Annotated in this window: 14 protein-coding genes; 10 read left to right on the top strand and 4 right to left on the bottom strand. The window is 55.1% G+C overall.

Annotated elements, in window-relative coordinates; genetic code table 11:
* The first annotated feature begins 712 nt into the window (after window positions 1-712).
* The 10 genes from zorA1 (at window position 713) to ACQRBT_RS27795 (ending at window position 19,962) form a co-directional block, all read left to right on the top strand.
* Complete coding sequence (gene zorA1, locus ACQRBT_RS27750) at window positions 713-2,905, top strand: type I Zorya anti-phage system protein ZorA1 (RefSeq protein ID WP_412047053.1); 2,193 nt, start codon at window positions 713-715, stop codon at window positions 2,903-2,905.
* 13 nt (window positions 2,906-2,918) lie between these two features.
* Window positions 2,919-3,662, top strand: a complete 744-nt coding sequence (zorB1, locus tag ACQRBT_RS27755; protein WP_412047052.1) for a type I Zorya anti-phage system protein ZorB1 — start codon at window positions 2,919-2,921, stop codon at window positions 3,660-3,662.
* Window positions 3,659-5,287, top strand: coding sequence for a type I Zorya anti-phage system protein ZorC (gene zorC, locus ACQRBT_RS27760; protein WP_412047051.1), 1,629 nt, complete (start codon window positions 3,659-3,661; stop codon window positions 5,285-5,287). The genes zorB1 and zorC overlap by 4 nt, the downstream gene beginning before the upstream one ends.
* Window positions 5,287-8,535, top strand: a complete 3,249-nt coding sequence (gene zorD, locus ACQRBT_RS27765) for a type I Zorya anti-phage system protein ZorD (protein ID WP_412047050.1) — start codon at window positions 5,287-5,289, stop codon at window positions 8,533-8,535. Before zorC ends, zorD begins: the two co-directional genes overlap by 1 nt.
* A 454-nt stretch (window positions 8,536-8,989) precedes the next feature.
* A complete protein-coding gene (locus ACQRBT_RS27770) occupies window positions 8,990-11,467 on the top strand; it encodes a type I restriction-modification system subunit M (RefSeq protein WP_412047049.1) in 2,478 nt (825 codons plus the stop codon).
* Window positions 11,458-12,702, top strand: coding sequence for a restriction endonuclease subunit S (locus tag ACQRBT_RS27775; protein WP_412047048.1), 1,245 nt, complete (start codon window positions 11,458-11,460; stop codon window positions 12,700-12,702). Before ACQRBT_RS27770 ends, ACQRBT_RS27775 begins: the two co-directional genes overlap by 10 nt.
* Window positions 12,699-14,108 carry a DUF262 domain-containing protein gene (locus ACQRBT_RS27780; RefSeq protein WP_412047047.1) on the top strand — a complete coding sequence of 470 codons (1,410 nt, stop codon included), beginning with the start codon at window positions 12,699-12,701 and terminating at the stop codon, window positions 14,106-14,108. The genes ACQRBT_RS27775 and ACQRBT_RS27780 overlap by 4 nt, the downstream gene beginning before the upstream one ends.
* Window positions 14,101-16,074, top strand: a complete 1,974-nt coding sequence (locus ACQRBT_RS27785; protein ID WP_412047046.1) for a DUF262 domain-containing protein — start codon at window positions 14,101-14,103, stop codon at window positions 16,072-16,074. Before ACQRBT_RS27780 ends, ACQRBT_RS27785 begins: the two co-directional genes overlap by 8 nt.
* A gap of 19 nt (window positions 16,075-16,093) precedes the next feature.
* Entirely contained in the window at window positions 16,094-19,246 is a 3,153-nt protein-coding gene (locus ACQRBT_RS27790) for a type I restriction endonuclease subunit R (RefSeq protein WP_412047045.1), read from the top strand.
* Window positions 19,246-19,962 carry a M48 family metallopeptidase gene (locus ACQRBT_RS27795; RefSeq protein ID WP_412047044.1) on the top strand — a complete coding sequence of 239 codons (717 nt, stop codon included), beginning with the start codon at window positions 19,246-19,248 and terminating at the stop codon, window positions 19,960-19,962. The genes ACQRBT_RS27790 and ACQRBT_RS27795 overlap by 1 nt, the downstream gene beginning before the upstream one ends.
* 58 nt (window positions 19,963-20,020) lie before the next feature.
* Here the strand turns inward: ACQRBT_RS27795 and ACQRBT_RS27800 are convergent, their stop codons facing one another.
* Genes ACQRBT_RS27800 through ACQRBT_RS27815 form a run of 4 tightly spaced genes read right to left on the bottom strand, consistent with a single transcriptional unit; the run spans window position 20,021 to window position 22,994 of the window.
* A complete protein-coding gene (locus ACQRBT_RS27800) occupies window positions 20,021-20,296 on the bottom strand; it encodes a hypothetical protein (RefSeq protein WP_412047043.1) in 276 nt (91 codons plus the stop codon).
* Window positions 20,293-21,273, bottom strand: a complete 981-nt coding sequence (locus tag ACQRBT_RS27805) for an integrase domain-containing protein (RefSeq protein WP_412047042.1) — start codon at window positions 21,271-21,273, stop codon at window positions 20,293-20,295. The genes ACQRBT_RS27800 and ACQRBT_RS27805 overlap by 4 nt, the downstream gene beginning before the upstream one ends.
* Window positions 21,251-21,610 carry a hypothetical protein gene (locus ACQRBT_RS27810; protein ID WP_412047041.1) on the bottom strand — a complete coding sequence of 120 codons (360 nt, stop codon included), beginning with the start codon at window positions 21,608-21,610 and terminating at the stop codon, window positions 21,251-21,253. Before ACQRBT_RS27810 ends, ACQRBT_RS27805 begins: the two co-directional genes overlap by 23 nt.
* A complete protein-coding gene (locus ACQRBT_RS27815) occupies window positions 21,594-22,994 on the bottom strand; it encodes a YfjI family protein (RefSeq protein ID WP_412047040.1) in 1,401 nt (466 codons plus the stop codon). Before ACQRBT_RS27815 ends, ACQRBT_RS27810 begins: the two co-directional genes overlap by 17 nt.
* Between the last annotated feature and the right edge of the window lie 150 nt (window positions 22,995-23,144).

A 23,144-nucleotide genomic window follows, 5' to 3' on the forward strand; every position in this document is an offset into this window, starting at 1 on the left:
GTATTAACCGAATCGCAGGCACAAAAAAAGACGTCCATGGACATCTTTTTTTAATCATTTGGTGGGCCGGGGTAATCTGAATTGATTATGTATCGTATTGATTTTTATTGATTATTTTCGGTTGGTTTTTCTATTGGAATACCTTATGGAATACCATTCGCGAATCTTCTTAAATTCCTGCCTTTACGTCGACCAAAGCTCAATTCCACAGCTTGTACTTCTGATTTCGCTTTTGAGTGGAACCAGCGGCTACTGATAGCGATTGCTGGCGCTTGGTTCATTCCTTCACCCGCTCTGGCGAGTCGGCGCGTGCCTTATTGCTGTCGCGTACGGCAAATGCGCTTTTGCTCCAACTCCTCAAGATGTCGCTCGTATTGAGCTGATGGTTCGCAAGTGGTGGCGGAGCACACCCGATAAGCCTATCGGATCTCTCAGATCAGGGATCCATTGATCGCGTCCGGCTTTACGACGGTCAAGGCTCAGGCTAAGGTGCTGGCATAAGGACATGATTTTCTAACATTTGTCCACGGAAGGTTCCTGATCAGTCGTAGTGAAACTACCGTCCTTTCTTTCCGACGTTGTTGTGCCCTGAAAACCGCGTGCCGAGCAAGGTGCTGTCATCGATCACCAACGGGATTGGCGATTGACGCATCAATGTGGTTGTTGCAAGCGTCCCGAACATCAAAAAATTGCTAAATTGAAGGCGGAAAGTATGGATTTTTCGACGCTGTTGCATCTATGGGGTGCAGCAAGCTCCGAGCAGCTGATCGCGCCAATAACGGTAGTTGGCTTCGTTTTCATTTTGTGCGCTTGGTACTTTGTCCGTTATTTTTGTCCATCCTTCAAACTTAGCAGTCAGCTGAAAAAACTGACTAAACGTGTGCACGGTGTGAAAGCGCTCGCCCCGTCTCAACGGCGCTCTGAATTGGAGCGACTGTTCAATGGAAGCAAGCTGGAGCACTCCTGGCACGAATACGCTGAAACGCTGCACGACCAGTTTGAGTTTCAAGAAGGCGAACAGGTTCTTGTCCGGTCGCGCGCAACCGCCGGAGCCGCGCATTTTTTCTCACCTCAAAGCGTGGTTGATACCCCGCTGGGAACCGAGTTTTATAAACACCTGCCTGGTATTTTGACCGGCATCGGTATTGTCGGAACCTTCTTCGGCTTGATGCTAGGCCTACAGCATTTTGATCCAAGCACCCCTGAGCAGGTAAATGCCAGCGTCGATAAGCTGCTCAAGGACGTGTTGTTTGCGTTCATCGGCTCCTTTATTTCAATCATGGCCTCTATAGCCGTCACGATTACTGAAAAGTGGCGTCTGGGCCAATGCTACAGACTTCTTGAAGCGTTCAACGAAACCATCGACGGGCTTTTCGACAGCGGTGTCGGTGAGGAATATCTAGCGGAGCTTGTGCGCTCGAGTGCTGAAAGCTCCGTGCAAACCCGTCAGCTCAAGGACAGCCTGGTAACCGATCTGCGGGAAATGCTGCAGAACCTCGTTGATACCCAAGTCCGCGAAAGCCTCAAATTAGCGGATACCTTGTCAACGACTTACCGTGACTCTGGGCAGTTGTTGGCCGATCAGGTAAGCAGTGCGATTGAGAACAGTCTTAAATCCCCCCTTGAAGCTATCGCGGGTGCGGTTCAGGCCGCCAGTGGCGATCAGTCAGGGCAAGTACAGAACCTTCTTCAGGATGTTCTAGTTGCCTTCATGAACAAGCTGGAAGGTACGTTCGGCCAACAGTTCAACGGTCTACACGAACTGATGGGCCAGTCCGTTGCCGCCATGCAGTCGATGCAGCAGGGCTTTTCGACGCTGATCCAAGATATGCGTTCGGCTAGCGAGTCCTCGAACCAAAACAGCTCAACCATGATCGCCCAGTTACTCTCCGATATGCAGGCCGGACAGAACGCCATGCAAGCGGGGATGAACGAGATGCTCGCCAATCTCCAGGCTTCGGTTGCCCGTATCGGCAACGAAGGGGAGGGGGCCGGTGCTCGAATGGCCGAGCAGTTGGAGAAGTTGTTTGCTCAAAGCGAGGCTCGCCAACAGGCAATGGCTGAGAATCTCCAGGCTTTTGTTGAGTCGATCAAGCAGAACGTCGGCCAAGGTCAACAGGAAACCATGGCGAAAATTGCGGGCTCCGTTGAGGTGCTGGGTGAGCAACTCTCGGCAGTCTTCAAGCAATTGGAGCACGGCCAGCAGCAGATGGATCAAACCACCCGCGCTGCACAGGCTGACCTGCATCAAGGCACCCGTGACTTGGTGGGCGGTCTTGACGAACAGGTCAAGGCGTTGCTGCAAACAGTGTCAGAGCAACAGAAATCTGCACAGGACACCGTTAAGGCATTGAGTGCCCAAACAGAGCAGCATTTGCAGAGCATGCAGCTAGGCGCAGACAAGATGCGGGCGGCGGCTGAGCGGTTTGAAACGGCCGGACAAAGCGTTGCGCGTGCCAGTGAGTCGACTGCGGGGCTGATGGGCACAGTCCAGGGCGCAGGTACTGAGCTTGCACAGGCATCACGTGAGTTGAACACCGTGGTCGCGGACTATCGAAACAATCGTGAAGCGCTGGCGAAAACTCTCGCGGTCATCGAAGGGGTTGTCGCAAGCGCGCAAGGGGAGGCCAGCGGCCGCAGCCAGTATCTCCAAGACCTGAAGGTGCAAAGCGAGCGGATGCAGGCGCTTAACCGTGAAGTTTATGAATACTTGGAAAACATCAGTGGTGTGTTGGGTAACGGCTTTAAAGAGTTCGGTGATGGTATGGATCGGACCTTGAGACAAACGCTGGGTAGTCTGGATGCCGAGCTCGATAAAGCAGTCAAGAGCCTCGCTGGCGGTGTAGAAGGGGTCAAGGAAAGTCTCGAAGACTTCGGCGACATCATGGAACGAATCAGGCAGTAACGGAGGCTAGTCGATGTTTGGTAAGCAAATGCCTTCGGTTATCCGTTCAAAAGACGAGGGAGAGAAGCCGTTCTGGATCTCCTTCGCTGATTTGATGACTGCGATGATGATTCTATTTCTCGTGGTCATGGTGGCGGCTTTGAGTTCTGTGACGCAGCGTATTAACCAAGCGGAGCAGGGAGAGAAGCAACGTAATAGGGACATCAGTCAGATCTGCGAGCACCTGAGCCTTAAGGCGAAGACTGCCAGTAAAACCATCGTTGTGGACTGTAAGGACAATCGGATTAGCTTCGGCGATGCTGGCCGATTTGGGCATAACCAGTACGCACTGAGCAACGATGGCCAGTCGGCACTTCAGGAGGTTGTGCCGATGATTCTGGACGCGGCTAACAGTGAAGAAGGCCGAAAGTGGTTCAAACAGGTTGTGATCGAGGGATCGACAGACACCGACGGTTCTTATCTTTATAACCTGCACCTTTCACTGCAGCGTTCAGAGTGGGTGATGTGTAGTCTGCTCGATAGCCGCAGCCCGCTCCAAGTCGGATTGTCGCCAGAGCACCAACAGCAAATCAGATCGATTTTCCTGGCGGGCGGTGTGTCGTTCAACAATGCAAAGGACACCAAGGAAGAAAGCCGGCGAGTGGAGTTGCGCATGCAGTTCTTTGGCTTGAAGGAAAAGGAGGACAACCTCAAGCCAGAGGTACCGGTGTTCAATAACACTGATATGGAAAAGTGTCAGTTGGCGATGAGCCGATGACCAGCCCAATCGCGAGGCTTTCCGCCGCTATTAACCTGAGTCTGTTGGCACATCGCACGGGGCCGGCGCCTGAACCGTTGGCGCGATTTCCCCGTCTGGGGGCTGCGGGAGTTGATCTTTACGAAAGATTCGAACGCGCTGAAAAAGCTTTGCCGCCACCTCAGGAAAAGCGCCGCGCTGCGATAAACAAATTCCGCAATGTACTCCCACTCAACGCCTCAGAATGGCGTTTGGTTTTTGCCGGTCTCTCGGACAAGAGTGAGCGAGTCGGACCGATACTGGACGATGACCAGCTTTTTGGCCGAGTGCACAAAGAAATCCATCACCGTATCGAAAAGCGGAGGCTGAGCCGCCGAGACTGGTTGGCGCTGTGCTTTAGTTACTTTGGGTACGAGGCCGCCACGCCTGATAAGAGCGCCAACTGGTGTCTGTTGCGGGAAGACGTTCAGCTTGGCTTCGAATGCGTCAGAGGCCAGCAAAAACGCGAGAAGGAATGGGTTCACATCGTCCAGCAGCATCAGGAGCTTTTCTCCGAGCAGGCAGGTGCCAGGCTGGGTGACCAGATGTTCAAGGGAGAGATCAGCGACCTTTCGGCATTGCAGACGATTGCGCAGATCCCTGACAGCAGTTGGCTGTGGCGAAGGATCTTTAACGTACTTATCTCTCGTATTTTTATGTTGGATGACGCCGAGTTTTCTCAGCGCTTAGCCGACCTTGTCGACATCGGCCGGCAGCATCCGCGGTACATGAACGACATTCTGAGTGCATGCCTGTCGCGTTATCACTTGGCAGCGTATCGAGAGAAACCGTCGTCGCTGCTCAAACAGGTCGCCCTCGACAACTGGGGCAGCCCTCAGATCCGTTCCAGACAAAACAGCTGGCTGCAGTACGTTGAAAAAGATGTCTGTGCAATGGTCGTTGCGTGGTTCGCGAAGGAAGATCTTGAGCACTTCTTCAACCTGTTGAAGGGAGACTCCGAGGTTGATCAGTCGCGTCTGTATTACTGGTTAAGATTTGCCAACCAAATGAGCTACACCCGAATCGTCATGGGTTCGGATGCCTGGCATGACACTGGGCGGGACTTCGTCCATTTTCGTGAGAAGAACAAAGGGCGCTTGAGCAAGCTGGTAGGCGGTCCTGGGCACAACAATGCTGTGGTGATGCAGCTTGGTGGCTACTTTTTCGTGGAGTTTTCGGGAACGGGTAATGCCTGCTTTGTGTACAAGGCGGAGGATTCGCCGTTTAACCCAGACAAGTCCCAGCTTGAACTCACCAAAGAACTTAAGCAGCGCCATCGAACGATAGAGTGGATGCCCCATTCACCTGCGCCTGGCCGTCCGGACCGCATCGAGGGTTGGCTGAGCAAGTTCGATGACAAGCTCGAAAAATTGGGCATACGCATTCAAAGTCAGGCCGGAGCGCCAGGTACAGCCAAACCATTGCCTTTTGAAGACCAAGTCCGTAACGCCCTGAAGTCGGTCAAACACAAAGTCTACGACCAGCGCGCGCGCGGCGGTGCGTTTCAGGTCCAGCTTGATGACAATGATCAAGCCGCCGTTGCTGCGCTCCAACGCCTAGGCTTCAAACCCGTCAATCAACAGCCACTCCGGTTCTGGAGGCAGTAATGCTCAAGCGTTTCCTCAAAGGCATTGGTCTGCAGCCGAATTCGCCGGTAGAAAATACTGAGCCTGTTTTTTCCATCGAGGAGCAGGGCATTTGCTATCCCTTGAGCTTGGCGGATAACGCAGAGTCCTGGCTGCTGGCGAGCTATCTGGATCAGCTGGAAGAAGAGGAGTTCGTCTCCCAACTCAGCGATCGCTGGCTGCTGACGTGGGATGAACTCTATCGGCTTCTAGATGAACCAGAGCATTTAACAAGTCTACCGCTATTGGGGTTGCCGCCAAAGACAGCTCTCATTCCTCAACTGAGCAGCCAAGGCAGCCTTGCCTCCGACGATTTCAAAGTATCCGTCAGTGGATGGCGTGATCCGCAATCTAACGCCAATGTGCAGGTGCAGCGCACGGGCGCCATCCTCCAGTACCACGCAAAAGCGGAGATTTTGCCTGAGTCGTGCTGGAAGCTGACTGGCGCAGTACGGCAACTTTACCTGGCTCAACAAAATGAGCCGGGTGAAGTAACCAACCAGATCGGCTGGGCCAGCATCAGGAAGTTGGCCCGCAAGGCGGGCGCCGGCATGGATGGCTTCCTGGATAAGACCGTCGTGATCAAACCTGAAAGTCTGCGACTCAATCCGCGAAAATCGACAGTCGGTAATACGCCGGTTATCGAGCTGCAACCAAGCTTCGAAGGCCAACCGGCAAACTGGCTTGATATTTTCGACGGTGCCAATCAGGTTCAGGATCGATACCGGGTGACCTGTGATGATGGATCGTTGACCCACGTCCTGATTGAGCCTGAAGTCAAATCTGTACTGGACTATGTGCGCTCGTTGCCCGGGCGTCGGGTCGCTGGGGACGATGCACTTTCCTTCGTCCGCAACCCTTACAGCGCACTCGGCGATGGTGCCGCACAAGTGCTGGATGCGCAGAGCTATGAAGACGAACTGGTCGAGGCCGGGATCTTCTTTCATCGCTTTTATCTGGAACCCAAACTGGATGAAGCGGGACAGCACATTGAGCAGGTAAACCTGACGCTCGAACCAATCTCGCCAACACCGCAAGCGCCCATCGAAGTTGAATTTAAAGCAGCCTATGAACTCGCACCGTTCGTGCATGAACTGCAGCTGAAATTGGCCGCTGGCATGCCTGCTGGTTTCTGGCAGGGCTATGAGTTGGAGCTCAGCGATTTTGATTTACGCCAGTTGGCAGGTATCAACGACCTGCTTAAGCGTTGGCAAAACGAAGCGGCGGGTATCGAGTTCGATTCTGTCCTGGACCTGTCCCTTTACGGCGATCGTGTAACTGGCATCGGCGAAGCGCAAAGAATTACTTCGCCTTTCCTCGTAAAAGAGGCGACCGAGAGCTGGTTGCCGAAGGATGTGGCAGCGCTGGGCATTGACGCAGAGATCTTCGGGCGTTGGGATCCTTCCGACCGCGCTCAATTCGAAGCGTTTGAACAGCGACTGGACGAAGCTCGCGCTGCCGGTGATGAAACGGTCTGTTTGCCAGAGTCCGAAACACCGCTCTCGATTGCCGCCGCCGAGCAACTGTTTGCTGCCTGGTCGAAGAAGATCGCCCCTGTCGAGACCAGTCTGGTCCAGCAACAGGAAAAGGTGGGCCGCGCTGTACTGCAAATCGGCCACAACATTGACGAACCGACCTACGTTCAGATTCGTCAGGCAGCCCTTCGCGCCGCTTTGGACGCAGTCCCAGAGTTGCCCGGCTTGCTCAAGCCTGAAGTCGTCCTGCGTGAGCACCAGCTTCAAGGCGTGGCGTGGCTTCAGCACTTGTTCCGTTTGTCCCCATCAGACGTGTCAGGCTGCCTGCTCGCTGATGACATGGGGCTGGGGAAAACGATCCAGTTGCTCACTTTCCTGGTCTGGTACCTGGAAAAGTACCCACAGGACAAGCCGACACTGATCGTCGCCCCAGTCTCGTTGCTCGATAACTGGGAGCGAGAGCTTTACCGGTTCTTCTTCGCTGACGCGCTGCCAGTGCTGAAGCTCTATGGCTCAGCCTTGAGTGCAGTGAAGTTCAAGAAAGAAGAAATCCCTGCCGACTTGAAAGCCAAAGGCATCAAAAACTTGCTACGCCCAGGTTGGATGGGCGACGCCCGAATCGTCCTCACGACTTACGAGACACTGCGCGATCAGGAGTTTTCCCTGGCGCGTCAGCAATGGTCGATCGTCGTATGCGATGAAGCGCAGAAACTGAAAAACCCCGCGGCACTGGTGACTCAGGCGATTAAAGCCATTCCGGCGAGATTTCGAGTGGCGTGTACCGGTACGCCTGTCGAGAACACCCTGATAGATCTCTGGTGCCTCTTCGACTTCATTCAGCCAGGTTTCCTGGGCGGTTTGAACCAGTTCGGGCGCGAGTATCAGCGCCCAATCGAAGCCGCGTTGGAGCGTGACACGGTTGCCCTGGAGCGCCTTCGCGTGCTTATCGACCCACAGACTCTGCGCCGTACCAAGCAAGACATTGCCAAGGACCTGCCTGCCAAAATCGAAGACACGGCATGTCGTTCACTGAGCATGCACGCCTTGCAGCGCAATCTGTACCTGTCCGAAATAGCTGCGTACAGCCAGATGCAGCAGATCGAAGAACAGCTCGATCAAAAGACCTCCGGCATGCTCGGGTTGCTGCACAAGCTCAAGCTCATTTGTGCTCATCCTTACAGCGTTCAGCCAGACAAACGACTGCGCGACAACTCGCCGAAGCTGCAGTGGTTGATGCAGACGCTTGAGTCGATCAAAAGAGCCGGGAACGGCGACAAGGTCATTGTCTTTACCGAGTTGCGTGATATTCAGCGAGAGTTGCAACACTCGATTCAAGAGCATTTCGGGTTTCGCGCTACCGTCATTAATGGTGATACCAATACTAGCAGTCAGAGCGCGAATAGCCGCCAGAGGCTGATCGACCAATTCCAGGAGCAACCTGGTTTCGCAGTCATCATCCTGTCGACCATCGCCGTCGGTTTTGGGGTGAACGTGCAAGCGGCCAACCACGTCATTCACTTCACTCGTTGCTGGAACCCGGCCAAGGAAGATCAAGCGACGGATCGGGCCTATCGGATTGGGCAGGAGAAGGATGTGTACGTGTACTACCCAACGGTTCGGGATGCGGCGATGCCGACGTTTGAGGCGACGCTGGATGAGCTGCTGAGTAAGCGACGGGCGTTGGCGCGGGACATGTTGAGCGGGGCTTCGGAGATTCAGGCTTCGGATTTTGAGGCGTTGTTGAAAGCACGCTGAGCCCGCCTGCGGAAAATCAGTGCTGGGCGAGATGTCAATTATGGATACAGGCAAGTTCATCCCGAGCTTTGCAAATGATCAAAAAACAGCGAAGTGGCGCTTGCCTAGCGGCATAGTGCTATCGGGATGTGAGCGGATTACTTACCTGTGCACACGTCCAGTATTGGCGCCGGAGGCTCGCCGGCTTACTGTGCGCGGCATCCAAGTCTGCCGCCCACTTTCTGCGACTTCACGGTTGATTGACTTGTGGCAGTGGATGAAGACCAGAAATAAGGGCGAAATGCTGGCCCGACGAAACCGAAGTAGATAAGGTTCACCCATTAACCGCAGGTAAAGCTCCGCTTCGCTACAAATATCTTTCGACCCCCCGTCTATCGCCAGCGCCATGGGTATTATCCCGAGCGCATAACAGGGGCGCCTGCGCACTTACTCTTTACTCCAGTCAGGATTGCCAATGGCTATCAAGAAATCCGATCTTTACTCCTCCCTCTGGGCCTCGTGTGACGAGCTGCGCGGTGGGATGGATGCCAGCCAGTACAAGGACTACGTCCTGTTCATGCTGTTTATCAAGTACATCTCTGACAAGTACGGCAACTCGGATGACTTCGCATCACCGGTGACCATCCCGGTTGGTGCCAGTTTCAAGGACATGGTTGCTCTCAAGGGTAATGCCGACATCGGCAACAAGATCAACACACAGATTATCCAACCACTGATTGACGCCAACACCCGGCTAGCCCGCAGTGATTTTCCAGACTTCAACGACCCGAACAAGCTCGGCGAGGGGAAGGACATGGTGGAAAAACTCACTAATCTGGTGTCCATTTTCCAGAAGCCCGAGCTGGACTTTTCGCAGAACCGTGCCGACAACGACGACATTCTCGGCGACGCCTACGAATACCTGATGCGTCACTTCGCCAGCGAAAGCGGCAAGAGCAAGGGGCAGTTCTACACCCCCTCTGAAGTCAGCCGCATCATCGCCAAGGTCATCGGCATAAGCCCGACCAATGCCGTAGCCAAGACTACTGTATATGACCCTACCTGCGGCTCGGGCTCTCTGTTGCTGAAAGTGGCCGATCAGGCGGGTACCCACATCACCCTGGAAGGGCAGGAGATGGACGTGACCACCGCCGGTCTCGCCCGCATGAACATGATCCTGCACGACTTCCCGACCGCCAATATTCTGCAGGGCAACACACTGTCCACGCCTAAGTTCAAGGACGGCGAGCAGCTGCGTACCTATGACTACGTAGTGGCCAATCCGCCGTTCTCGGTCAAGTCCTGGAGCGTCGGCCTGACACCCGCTAAAGACCCATACCAGCGTTTTGCCTGGGGCGAGCCGCCGGCCAAACAGGGCGACTATGCCTTCTTGCTGCACATCATCCGTTCGCTGAAAAGTACTGGGAAAGGTGCCTGCATTCTGCCCCACGGAGTGCTGTTTCGCGGCAATGCCGAGGCAGTGATCCGTGAGCAGCTGGTGCGCTCTGGTTACCTCAAAGCCATTATCGGCCTGCCGGCCAACCTGTTTTTCGGCACAGGCATCCCCGCCTGCATCCTGGTACTGGACAAGGAAAACGCCAGCGCCCGCAAAGGCATTTTCATGATCGATGCCGCCAAGGGCTTTATCAAGGACGGCCCGAAGAACCGTCTGCGCGATCAGGATGTGCACAAGATTGTCGATACCTTTATCCGGCTGGATGAAAGAGACCCGCGCTATGCCCGCATGGTGACCTTCGACGAAATCAGCGATCCGAAGAACGACTTCAACCTCAACCTGCCGCGCTATATCGACAGTACCGAGCCTGAGGATATTCAGGATATCGACGGCCATTTGCGCGGTGGCATTCCCGAGCGTGACATCGACGCCTTTGACGGCTACTGGCAGGTGATGCCAGCCCTGCGTGCGGCGTTGTTCAAGCCGGCCAGCCACCCCGGTTACTTTGAGCTGGTCAGCCCTGAGGTGAAAACGGTCATTTTCGGCCATCCGCAGTTCACTGCATTCAAAGCTGGCGTCGATAAGCTGTTCAACCACTGGCTGGCGGGCAGTACCCCTCAGTTGAAAAGTTTTGCAGTCAACAGCCACCCTAAGGAGCTGATTGGCACATTGTCCGAAGACCTGCTCAGTGCCTTCGCCAAAGCGCCTTTGCTTGACCATTACGACATCTATCAGCACCTGATGGACTACTGGGCCGAGACCCTGCAGGACGACTGCTACCTGATCAGCGCCGACGGCTGGAGTGCCGCCGCCAAAGCGCGCGAAATCCTCAAGGTAAAGGATAAGAACAACAAGTTGGGTTGGGCTGAGAAGCATGACTACTGCCTGGGCAAGCGCCGCTTCAAGTCCGACCTGATTCCGGTCGAGATTCTGATTGCCCGCTATTTCATGGCCGAACGCAACGCCATTGAAGACCTTCAAACCCAACTTGCCAGCGTCGAGCAAAGCTTGAGTGAAATGCTTGAAGAGCACAGCGGCGAGGATGGCTCGCTCAGCGAAGTGGTCGAAGGCGAGGGGGACAAGCAGAAGGTCACCGCCAAAGCGATCAAGACACGTCAACGCGAGATTGGCCTGGATCCGGATTATGAGGATGAACTCAAGGTATTGGCCGAATACGACGCATTGATTAATCAGCAAAGCATCCTCAATGCCAAGCTCAAAAAGGCAGAGGAAGAGCTCGAGAACAAGATCCACGCGAAATACCCGCTGCTTGGCGAGGATGAGATCAAAAGCCTGGTAGTGGATGATAAATGGCTGGCTACCTTGGCCGATGCTGTGCAGGGTGAACTCGACCGAGTCTCTCAGACTCTGACCGGACGCATCCGCGAGCTGAGTGAGCGCTACGCCACCCCGCTGCCACAGCTCACCGATGAAGTGGCAACCCTTGCCAGTCGTGTGGCAGAGCATTTGAAAAAAATGGGTGCTGTATGGCAGTGAAGCCGGGTTACAAGCAAACCGAGGTAGGCGTTATTCCGGAGGCGTGGGTGGTATGTCACCTATCTGACATCTCCACCAAAATCACCGATGGCGACCATGTAACACCGAATCGAACTCGGCATGGTTACTACTTGCTGTCTGCCCGCAATGTTCTCAACGGAGCAATCGACGTGTCCGACGTTGACTACGTTGGAGATGATGAATACTTCAGGATGAAGCGTCGGTGTGGCCCGGAAGCTGGTGATATCTTGATTTCATGCTCTGGAACAATTGGGCGGGTCACTGTTGTTCCAGCTGGGTTTGAGTGTGTATTGGTTCGCAGTGCCGCTTTGGTGAAACTTGATCGTGGCAAGGCGGATGCTTATTACATCCAGTTTTGGCTTCAGAGCAATCCAGCTCAGGTGCAGATAGCCAACAGCGTTAATCAAGGGGCGCAGCCGAATCTCTTTCTAAACCACATCGAAAGACTCCTGTGCCCGCGTCCACCCCTCCAAGAACAACGTGCTATTGCTGCAGCGTTGGGCGATGTGGATGCGCTGCTGGGCGCGCTGGGGCGGCTTATTGTCAAGAAACGCGACCTTAAACAGGCCTCCATGCAACAACTCCTTACCGGCCAAATTCGCCTTCCGGGCTTCCAGGGTGAGTGGGAGGTGATTCGGTTGGGAAGCTTGGGCAGATTTATAAAAGGCACAGGTGTAAAAAAGGACGAAGCAACAGCTGGTGATCTGCCTTGCGTACGCTACGGCGAAATTTATACGCGTCATCATGATGTTGTGCGAACGTTCTATTCGCGAATCACTGCTTCAGTTGCGGCCAAGGCAACGCTTTTGAGGACGGGCGATATTCTTTTTGCTGGCTCTGGAGAGACAAAAAAGGAGATTGGCAAGGCTGTGGCGTTTGTTCATGAATGCGAAGCCTTTGCTGGCGGTGACATTGTGATTCTACGCCCTGCTGCTGCTGACGCTAAGTTTCTCGGCTATATCCTCAACAGCGCTCCAATACAGAAGCAAAAGGCTAGTCGTGGCCAAGGGGATGCTGTAGTCCACATCAGTGCAAGTTCGCTTGCAGCAATTGAACTGAGGATGCCGCCTCTTCCCGAACAAACTGCCATCGCCGCCGTGCTGTCCGATATGGACGCCGAACTGGATGCACTGGAGCAGCGCCTGGCCAAAACCCGCGCCCTGAAGCAAGGCATGATGCAAGAGCTGCTAACCGGAAGAACCCGACTGCTATGACCAACCTGAGCATGGAAGCGATTGAAACTCAGCAGGCTACCGAACTATCCAGCAAGATCATCAGCGTTTACGAACTGCTCATGGATTCTGCGCTGGATATCCCCCAGTACCAGCGCCCTTACAAGTGGACCGGCAAGAACATCAACCAACTGTTCTCCGATATTGCCATCCATAAGGACAAGTCGGCCTATCGCTTGGGCACCATCGTGTTTCACCAGGACGGTGATACAAAGAACATCGTCGATGGCCAGCAGCGGACCATTAGTCTGCTGCTGGCGGCCCGTGCGTTGATCCAGCGGAACAAGGAAATAAGGCTCGAACGCAAAGACTTGCGGGAACGCCTGCTCGAGCTTGAGAAAGCCATGGTGAATCCCGGTTTTACCAGCGAGATATCGCAGAGGAACATCCATAGCAATTATCTTGAGGTGGCCCGCATCGTTTCCCGTGCGGACTTTACCGAGGCACATATCGACTTCTTCCTGAACAAGTGTCAGGTCGTGGCTGTTGCCTTGAATGATGTGTCGGAAGCCTTCCAGTTCTTTGACTCGCAGAATGCGCGGGGCCGGGACCTGGAGCCTCATGACTTGCTCAAGGCTTACCATCTGCGTGAGTTCAGCCCGCGTGACGAGCAGTTGAAGGCGGCCACGGTGGCGCATTGGGAAAACAGTGACACCGAGGCGTTGGCCACACTGTTCTCCCAGTACCTGTACCGCATCCGTAGTTGGTCGAAAGGGGTTTCTGCGCGTTACTTCAGCAAGGATGACAGCGACTTATTCAAGGGCGTGAATATCGATACGGTGGCCAGCTACCCCTATGTGGAGCAGCTGCGTATCGCCCACCATTTTGTCGATAATTACAATGGGCAATACGAGCGCAGAATCGACTCGCGTGAGCGTGGTTTTCCCTTCCACCTGGATCAGATCATCATCAATGGCCGGCGCTTTTTTGAGCTGATCAGCCACTATCAGGGCAAGGTGGCGCGGATCAGCGCCGAGTCCTGGAGCGGGCATGAACTGGTGGGCTTTGAAGGACTCGATGGCTATGCGAAAACCATCATGAAAACCCTCAATAGCTACCCGGCAAGAACCCGCACCGGCGATTGCTACGTACGGGCTATGTTCGATTGCCTGCTGATTTACTACATCGACAAGTTCGGTCACACAGATATCTCCCGGGCCATCGAGAAGATTTTCATCTGGGCCTACAGCCTGCGCCTGAAGATGCAGGTGGTGCAGCTGGCCAGCATGGATAACCACGTGTTGGAGAACAATCTTTTCAGGTTGATCAAGGAGGCCACACGTCCTGCTGACTTTGTTAATTGCAGCCTGCCGGTATTGAGCGGCCAGAAGTCAACCAGAACCGATGAGATCGAAGCTCTGTTCAAGGCGATGAAATACTATGAGTAGCGAAATCAGTCAGCTCTCCATCAAGGCGCTGCTCAGCGGTCGGGACGAGTATGTCATCCCGATGTATCAGCGCAATTACGCCTGGGAGGAGGGCGAAATCACGCAGCTGATTCAGGACGTGATCGATTACCTGCCGAAGAAGGACGATAAAGCGCGCAAATACTACATTGGCACCTTGGTGGTGTATGAGCGCCCGGACAGTAAAACCCCGGTATTTGAAACCATTGACGGTCAGCAACGCCTGACGACCCTGTCGTTGCTGACGTCGTATCTGAAAAACACCAAGGCTGTCGAGCTTGCCTGGTATTCAAACCTGAGTATCCACTTCGATAGCCGCGAGCATTCGCGCGCAACCTTTACCGCCATCTTCGAGAAGAAGTTCAACGACGACCCTGCCGAGCTTTTGACTAAGAAGCAGATCAATACCGGCATCCTCAATGGCTACCGCCTTATCCAGAAAGTCTTGTCGCAGAAGCTCAAAGAAAACGGAGTTTCACCTCAGCAATTTGCCGATTATTTGTTTGGCTACGTGCAAATCATGCGGGTGAAAGTGCCGTCGGATACGGACCTGAACCATTACTTCGAGATCATGAATAACCGCGGTGAGCAGCTGGAAAAACACGAGGTGCTCAAGGCGCGGATGATGGAGCAACTGCAGGGCTGCGAACAGAGTCAGAATTGCTTGCATGCAGTATGGGAAGCCTGCGCGAACATGGAGCGCTATGTGCAAATGGGCTTCACGCCTGGCCAACGTGGCAGCATTTTTGGCGAAGGGGACTGGGGACAGTTTCAACTCGCTGACTTCGATTCGCTTCGGGCGGCACTGCACAAAACTCAGGAGGTGACTGCTCGGCAGGACACTCGCATGACCCTTGATCAGATCATTGCCAAGGTTCCGGTTGCTGCGAAGCAGGGTGAGTCAGGTGAGGAGGCGCCAGATCGCTTCAACACGGTGATTAACTTTCCCAACTTCCTATTGCATGTACTGCGTGTCGATACGCGAGCGGACATCCCATTGGATGACAAGCGCTTGCTCGATACCTTTGAGGCGCATGTGCTCAAGCAGCCAGACCCTGTTGCGGCAGTGAAGCGTTTTACCTTTAGCCTGCTGCGCTGCAAGTATCTGTTTGACCAATATGTGATCAAGCGCGAGTTCATCAAGGGCTCGGATGGTTGGAGTCTCAAACGCTTCAAGTGGAACAAAAGCGGCGATCACAGCAGCGCTGGACGGGGAAGTTATGTGAATACCTTCGGCGAAGAGGACGGCAATGAAGGCATCAACCGCCGCATCCTGATGTTGCTGTCAGCTTTTCATGTTTCTACGCCAACGCTTGTTTACAAGCACTGGCTGAATGCGGCGCTGTTTCACCTGTTTTATGTTGAACAAATTGAGGCTCAAGTTTATCTGCAGCACATGGAGTCGGTCGCCAAGGCGTTTGTCTTTGACCGCTTTCTGGCCCAAGAGGCAGGCCTGGATTACTTTGCGATGATCTATACCAATCGGGGCGCCTGTCAGACACGCCGCGAAAGCATTGCGGTAGAGACGGTGGAGTCTCGGTTGAGGTTCGGCAATATCGAAAACAACCTGATTTTCAACTTCCTGGACTATCTGCTTTGGCTTGAGCTCGGGACGAATGACAAGGTTAAATCCTATGAATTCACCTTCCGTAGTTCGGTGGAGCATTACTACCCTCAGCATCCGCTAGACGGGCAGGTGCAGCTCGATTCCGACACGCTCAATTCGTTCGGCAATCTATGCCTGATCAGCCATAGCAAGAACTCTCGGCTGAGCAATTTCATGCCTGCGGCGAAGAAAGAGTTTTATAAGAACAACACCATCGATAGCGTTAAACAGTATTTGATGATGGAAACAGAGTCTTGGGACGCCGACGCCATACGCGTCCATTCCGAACAAATGAATAACGTGTTGCTCAACAGTCTCGTCAGCAAACACGTAACCGAATAAACCCTGCAGGATGCACCTGATGATTCAACAACCTCGCTCTGAACGTCGCACCCAGAATCGTGTTTTGGCTTTGTTTACGGACAAGTCGCGGCCTGATTGTCTTGACTACAACTACCTGGGTGAGTGGAGCAAGCGTGGGCAGAACCGCAACATTGAAGTCGAGCTGCTGCAGGCCAATCTGAAACAGCGCGGCTACTCCGATGCACAGATATCGGCGGCGCTGCAAAAGCTGATAACAGCGGCTGATTCCACTGGCATCACGCTGTATCAGGCTAATTTGCGTACCTACCAACTGCTGCGTTACGGCGTACCAGTACAGGTAGCCGTTGGACAGGCCCACGAAACGGTGCATCTGATTGATTGGGAGCACCCTGAGCACAATAACTTTGCCATTGCCGAAGAGGTGACCTTGCGCGGTGGCCATGAGCGCCGCCCTGATTTGGTGATTTATCTGAACGGTATCGCCATCGGTGTGATTGAGCTCAAGCGTAGTTCGGTAGAGGTGGCCGATGGCGTTAACCAACTGATCACCAACCAGGAGGAAATCTTCAACAAGGGTTTCTTCAGTACAGTGCAGTTGGTCTTCGCTGGCAGTGACTCTCAGGGCTTGCGCTACGGCACGGCGACTACCCGCGCCGAGTTTTTTGTCGAGTGGAAGGCGTCCTCCCTGAACGCTGGGCCTGAGGAGTTGAATACCCTGCAGGAGATGCCTGCTCGCTACCAAGTGCTACTGGATGCAGAAGTGCCACAGTCTGGTTACTTGCTGGACGACCCACTGGCGCAGATGTGCGAGAAGTCTCGTTTACTCGATCTGATTCGCAACTTCATCATCTTCGATGCGGGTATCAAGAAGGTGCCGCGCCCTCATCAATACGCTGCAGTGAAGGCCGCGCAGGAGCGTGTTCGGCGTAAAGAGGGCGGGGTTATCTGGCATACCCAGGGCAGTGGCAAGAGCATTCTGATGGTGCTGATCGCCAAGTGGTTGCTGGAGCATGATCCTGAGGCGCGCATTCTGGTCATCACGGATCGCGATGAGCTGGACAAGCAAATATCCGGGGTGATGCGTAATGCCGGGGTAATCGGTAACGACTCGCCCTCGCCACGCATTGCCTCCCGTGCCGATCTTGTGCAGAAGCTCTCAGCTGCCGCACCACGCCTGCTATGTGCCTTGCTACACAAGTTTGAGCCTGATTTGAGCGTACCGGCACCGCCCATGCATGGGCGTTTCTATGTCTTCGTGGATGAATGTCACCGTACCCAAGGCGGTGACATGAACAAGCAAATGAAGCAGTGGCTGGCCAATGCCCTGTTTATTGGTTTTACCGGTACACCGTTGCTGCGTAAGGACAAGCAGACTACGCGCGACGTGTTCGGCACTTACATCCATACCTACAAATTCCACGAAGCGGTGGCGGATAAGGTCGTGTTGGACCTTAAGTATGAAGCGCGCGACGTACCGCAGCATTTGACTTCGCGGGACGGAATCGATGCATGGTTTGAACGAGCAACCAAAGCTCTGAATAATTACCAGAAATCGATCCTGCGCAAACGATGGGCCACCATGGAGTCGCTCATGAGTGCTGGTGAGCGTAAGCAGCGCATCGTCGCTAGTATCATTGAGGATTTTGGCTTAAAGCCACGTCTGAACAATGACCGAGGGACGGCCATTCTGGTGGCCGCCAGCATCTACGATGCCTGTCACTACTTCCGGTTGTTTAAGAACACCTATTTCGGCACGTATTGCGGCATCGTCACGTCCTATGAGCCGAACCACAACGCAATTTCCCGCGAGCCGGCGCAAAGCGATGAGCGTTACAAGTTCGATACTTATACACAGTACGTGTTGAAGCCGGGCCAGACTACCAACGCTTATGAAGAAGAGACCAAGCGTCGCTTCATTGAGGAGCCGGCCAACCTGAAGTTACTCATCGTGGTCAGCAAGCTGCTGACTGGCTTCGATGCACCTAGTTGCTCCTATATCTATCTGGATAACGAGCTGCGGGACCATAACCTGTTCCAGGCAATTTGCCGCACCAACCGGCTCGACGGTGATGACAAGGACTTTGGCTATATCGTCGACTTCAAAGAGCTGTTCGGCGACGTGCAAGATGCCATTTCGGTGTACACCTCTGACGAGCTGGATGTTGACGCAGGCAGCGGGGGCAATAACAACGTTGAGCTGAAGAACTGGCTGGTCGAAGGGAAGAAGCAACTGGACGCTGCCCGCGAGGCATTGAGTTACTTGTGCGACCCCGTGGCACCACCGCGCGAGATTGAGCAGTTTATCCATTACTTCTGTGGTGCTGCCGCTAACGCCAATGGGCTGGATGAGACCGAAGCACTGCGGGTGTCCTTCTACAAGGCGGTGGCTTCATTTGTGCGGGCGTTTGCCGAGTTGGCGCAGAACCTCACCGAAGCCGGTTACTCGGCTGCTGAAGCCGGCAGGCTTCAGACAGAAGTGCAGTTCTACGCTGACGTTCGTGAGGCGATAAAGAAACATTCCGGCGAAGAGCTGGATATCAAACCATTCGAAGCGGACATGCGGCATCTGCTCAATACCTATATTCAGGCAGACCCTGCCGACCCGATGAGCACGGTCGATAATTTCTCGCTGGTTGAGCTGATTGTTCAGACTGGCGTTCACGATGCCATCGCCAAAAAGCTCAACGCCAAAGGCAACCTCTCCAAGGGAGCGATTGCCGAAGGCATTATCAACAACGTACGGAAGACCATCATTCGAGAGCAACTGACAGACCCGAAGTTCTACGAGGGTATGTCGCGGTTGCTTGAGGATCTGATCAAACAGAGTCGTGACGATGCAGCCGCTTACGAGGAATTTTTGCGTAAGGCCGAGGTGCTGGTCAGACAGTTGGGGCATAAAGGACCAGGCAACTCCCCGGCTGCACTTAACGGCCATCGGGAAGCGACTGTGCTTTTTAATAACCTGGACAACATTGCAACGACCACCTTCCAGTGCCCGAAAGATGAAGGGGCAAAGGTGAAACTGGCTCTGGATATTGATCTGGCCATGCGCGGATCAGCCCCTTCGTCCTGGCGAGGAGATCCTGCGCGGGAAGCGCAGGTTCTTAATGCGCTGTTTCCCCTGATGGGGCGTGACCGTGTAGCGACTTCGGCAATATTCGAGATCATCAAGAACCAACAGGGATATTGATGAACGAGATTATTGAGCTGGGCGACATTTCAATTTCAGTGACCAGGAAAGACATCAAGAATGTCCACCTGAGCGTGCACCCGCCCGAGGGGCGGGTAACGTTAGTCGCCCCAACAAGCACGCGGTTTGAAGTCGCTCGGGCTTATGCTATTTCCCGACTGGGCTGGATTCGCGAGCAGCAGAGCAAACTGGAAGCGCAGGCGCGTGAGGCGCCGCGTGAGTTTGTGGAAAGAGAAAGCCACTATATCTGGGGTCGACGCTACCTGATGGTAGTTAACCATCAGGATGCCAAGCCATCGGTGGTGCTCGACCACAAACGCATTACCTTGACTGTTCGTCCAGGCAGCGATGCACAAAAACGCGCAGAAGTGATGCACGAATGGCAGAAGCTGCAAATGCACGCCGTTGTGCCTGCATTGGTCAGGAAGTGGGAGTGCAAGCTGAAGGTGAAGGTGGCTGGTTATTACCTGCAGCGGATGAAAACCAAGTGGGGCAGCTGTAACCATCAAGCAGGTAACATTCGACTGAACACCGAGCTGGTGAAGAAGCCGAAAGACCTGCTTGAGTACGTGGTCGTCCACGAGATGGTTCACCTGCTCGAACCCACCCACAACGATCGCTTTATATCTATCCTTGGGGAGCATTTTCCAACGTGGCGTGAGGCCCGTGCCGAGCTGAATGAGTTGCCGTTGGCTGCTGAGGTTTGGAAAGAGTGAGGTTGCACTAGCCCGATTGTAAGTGCGACTGGTGGGCTAGGCTAGGACTCGTCGAATATCACATCAGCAGCTCTCGGACTCTCCCTAATCGCTTCCAGAGCAATAGAGCTGTGAGTCGATAGTAATACCGGGTGGCGTCGGTATGGTCTTTCAGGTGCTGAGTGAGAAACCAGCGCAAATGCTTGAGCTGCCAGGTCCAAGGATTATCTCGCTGCCATCGCTGTTGAATGGCAGCTTGCATGATTCGGGCTTGCCGTAGGTGTCGTTGCTGGGTGGCCTTCGAGCCAGTCAGTACGCCGCTCAGGAACAGCTCCATATCAAAGATCTTGGTCACGCTCGACCTCCAATGTAGGCCGACACCACATCGATCCGGTTATGTCCGAGTTCAAGGCTGATCTGTTGCCGCGCCTGTCGATCAAGGTTGCGGTCAATGCGATAGCACTGCCCACCGTTGACCGGGGCGGCGTGCCCCGTGAGCTGCTCGTAACGCTCGCAGGCGTAGGCTGCGCGCAGTTCATGAAAACCCTTCAGCCCGTGTTCATGCAGCACTTCTCGGGCGGGGAGCACGGTCTGTTGCAGGAACGCGGCATAGCTTTCGTCTCGAGCCAGCAAGTTGCGGCTGCTAGTCGGCGACGCATGACCAGCCAACTGCAGTGCCGCCTTCACCGCTTCATTGGCCACAACCCATCGCGGCGCTGAAGCGCCTGAGCGGCCGCCTTTGGTGCCGTCCTGGATGTTGATGCGGCCTAAGTGTTCGGATTCGCGTTGCAAGCGTGGCAGGTCGGCCAGGATCGCTTCGCGCAGGCGCATGCCGGTTGCTCGGGCCAACAGGACAATTGCGGCCACCCGCTCGTGTTGCTGTTCACCCAGCGCCTCAATCACTCGCCTTACCTGTTGGCGGTCTTGGCCATCCGGCGCGCGGGTGCGTACGCTCGAGCGCTGCTGACCTAACGCCTGGCTCGGACTGGCGATCCTCACGTCCTGATCACCGCGCAGCGCGGCGAGGGTGCGGTTGACGCTGCTCAGGCGGTTCTGCGCGGTCGCGATGCAGAGTTCACCTTGCTGGATCTGCTGGCGCAGGTAGGCGGCGTAGTCTTGCAGCGTCCGTCGATCGATCTGGCGCGCATCGTTGTAACCCGGGCCGTCCTCTGACCGACACCAACGCACGAACGCTTGCCAGCGATCGCTATGCGCTTTGACCGTGGCGAAGTGGCCGCCGGCAAACAAATCCTTTAGCGCTTGTGAGCCGGCATAGCTCAGCTGGCGGCCATAGCCAAAGTTGCGACCCTCACGCCGACCGACCAGAGCCATCATCTTCACCGTTTTCGTTTGTTTGCAGAAAAAGCAGCAAGGCTTTCCAGTGAGGGCTGAGCCTGTCCATCTGCCGCCAGTGCGTCGGGCGGATCAGAAGGGTGTTCTCCTGGTGTTGCAGCAGTGCCCCTTCCTCACGCAGTTGCTCGATCAGCAGGGCGATGTGGGCAGGCTTCAGGGGTGGTGTGGCGACAGCGGCGACAGTGGCGACAACCCGCGTCGTTTCTGGCCTGGCGCGTGGCGACAGGGTGGCGACAGAGGCGGCGACACGCCGCGATTCTAGTTGCGATCGATGTTGCGCCTGGTAGCGGCGCACCGCGTCATTGAGGCGAAACATGGCGGACCTCGAAAGTTTTTCCGTCGCGGCTGCTCAGCCAGCGATGAGTGATCAGCACGACCAATAAAGAGGCGGTATGGTCAGCGCTCTTGCGGGCAAAACGAGGGCCGTTGCGATTGACGTCGCGAATGGTGAAGTGAGTCCAGCCTTTCTGCACCAGCCAGCGCAGCAGGCGATCTGCCTCTTCGCATCGGCTATTGACCGGCTCCTGTTCGGTCAGGCGCTGGATCTCGGCCAGGTAGTAATCCATCAACGTGGAGGCGCGCTGAATGTGTGCTTCGTCCAACGCACTGGCCTCTTCAACCATGGCCAGCACACCCGCGATACGCAGTACATTCGCCGCGGCTTTGCCCGCGACAGGCTGGATGCCGGCCAGCTCGCCGAACTCGCCAGACTGACATTCGATGGTGTCGTGAATATCAATCCAGGCACGACGGGCACGGGCAGTCAGCTCCAGTGTGGCGGGATTGAGTGAACCATCCTGGTGAATCGACCAAGGCTGTTGCAGCAGGGTGGTGATCCGTTGTTGGTAGCGCTGGACTTTGGCATCCCGGCTCAGGTCAATCGCCTTGTAGAGCCGCTGGCCGACCAGGCGCTCGGGCCAACTGATCAGGCAACGGCCGAGGATGCCTTGGCCATTGATCACCGGGTCTTTGAACAGCTGGTTGGCCAGGTAGGGTTGCAGCATCAGGTGCAGGCTGAGGCGGCGGTCATAGGCTCGCAGGCTTTCTCCGGCCATGGAGCGCGCCCGATCAATCGGGCTGCCATCCCACAGTGTCGACAAGGTGGTGATCGCCTTAAGCAGGTTCTCTTTGCTCATGGTGCTGCTGCCCAAGAACTGGCCACCTTCATCATTGAATAAGCCCATGCTGGGCAAACCATGGCACAGGCTTTTGACCAGAGCCTCAATGGTGGGTTCGGCAATGATCAGTCTTGGCGGTACCGGCTCGGATAGCTCACCGTCTTTCGCCTCCGCGTGTTTCTTTGAGGTTTTGGGTTTGGCCATGATGTTGGTAGCGGCGCGATAGGCTTTGAGCTTTTCCGCATACAGGGTCCACTGCTGTCGTTCCCAGTCACGCGCGGCCTTCAGTGCCAGATGGTCCACCGCGCTTTTGCGATCACCCGAGGACGCCACCGTCAGTAGGTAGAGGGACAGCGGATAGGTTCGGCCGTCGAGTTGGACATTGGCATGACCCTGGCTCACCAGAGCAGCGCTGGCCAGCACCGATTGCGCGGCCATGGCGCAGGGCACGCCGATCACCTCGGCCAGTCGTTCGACCGCAGGGCCCAACAATTCCCCGAGTGCTTCGACCGGGTAGGGCAGTGGCGCCTGCTGGTATTCCAGCAAGGGTTGTGGGGGCTCGAACGCTTCGCACAGTTGCATCACAATTCTCCTGAGATTATCGACGTCGTCCTCACTCATCCCGCCACGGTTGTTGAGTGTTATCAGGGATCAAGGCCCCTGCGACCTGTGAGGTTTGTCCGCTAACGCGGGACTGACGGCTCCTTACGGCCGGGAGCTTGGGCATCTCAT

This window comes from Pseudomonas sp. R19M, assembly GCF_050312585.1.
Classification (GTDB): domain Bacteria; phylum Pseudomonadota; class Gammaproteobacteria; order Pseudomonadales; family Pseudomonadaceae; genus Aquipseudomonas; species Aquipseudomonas palleroniana.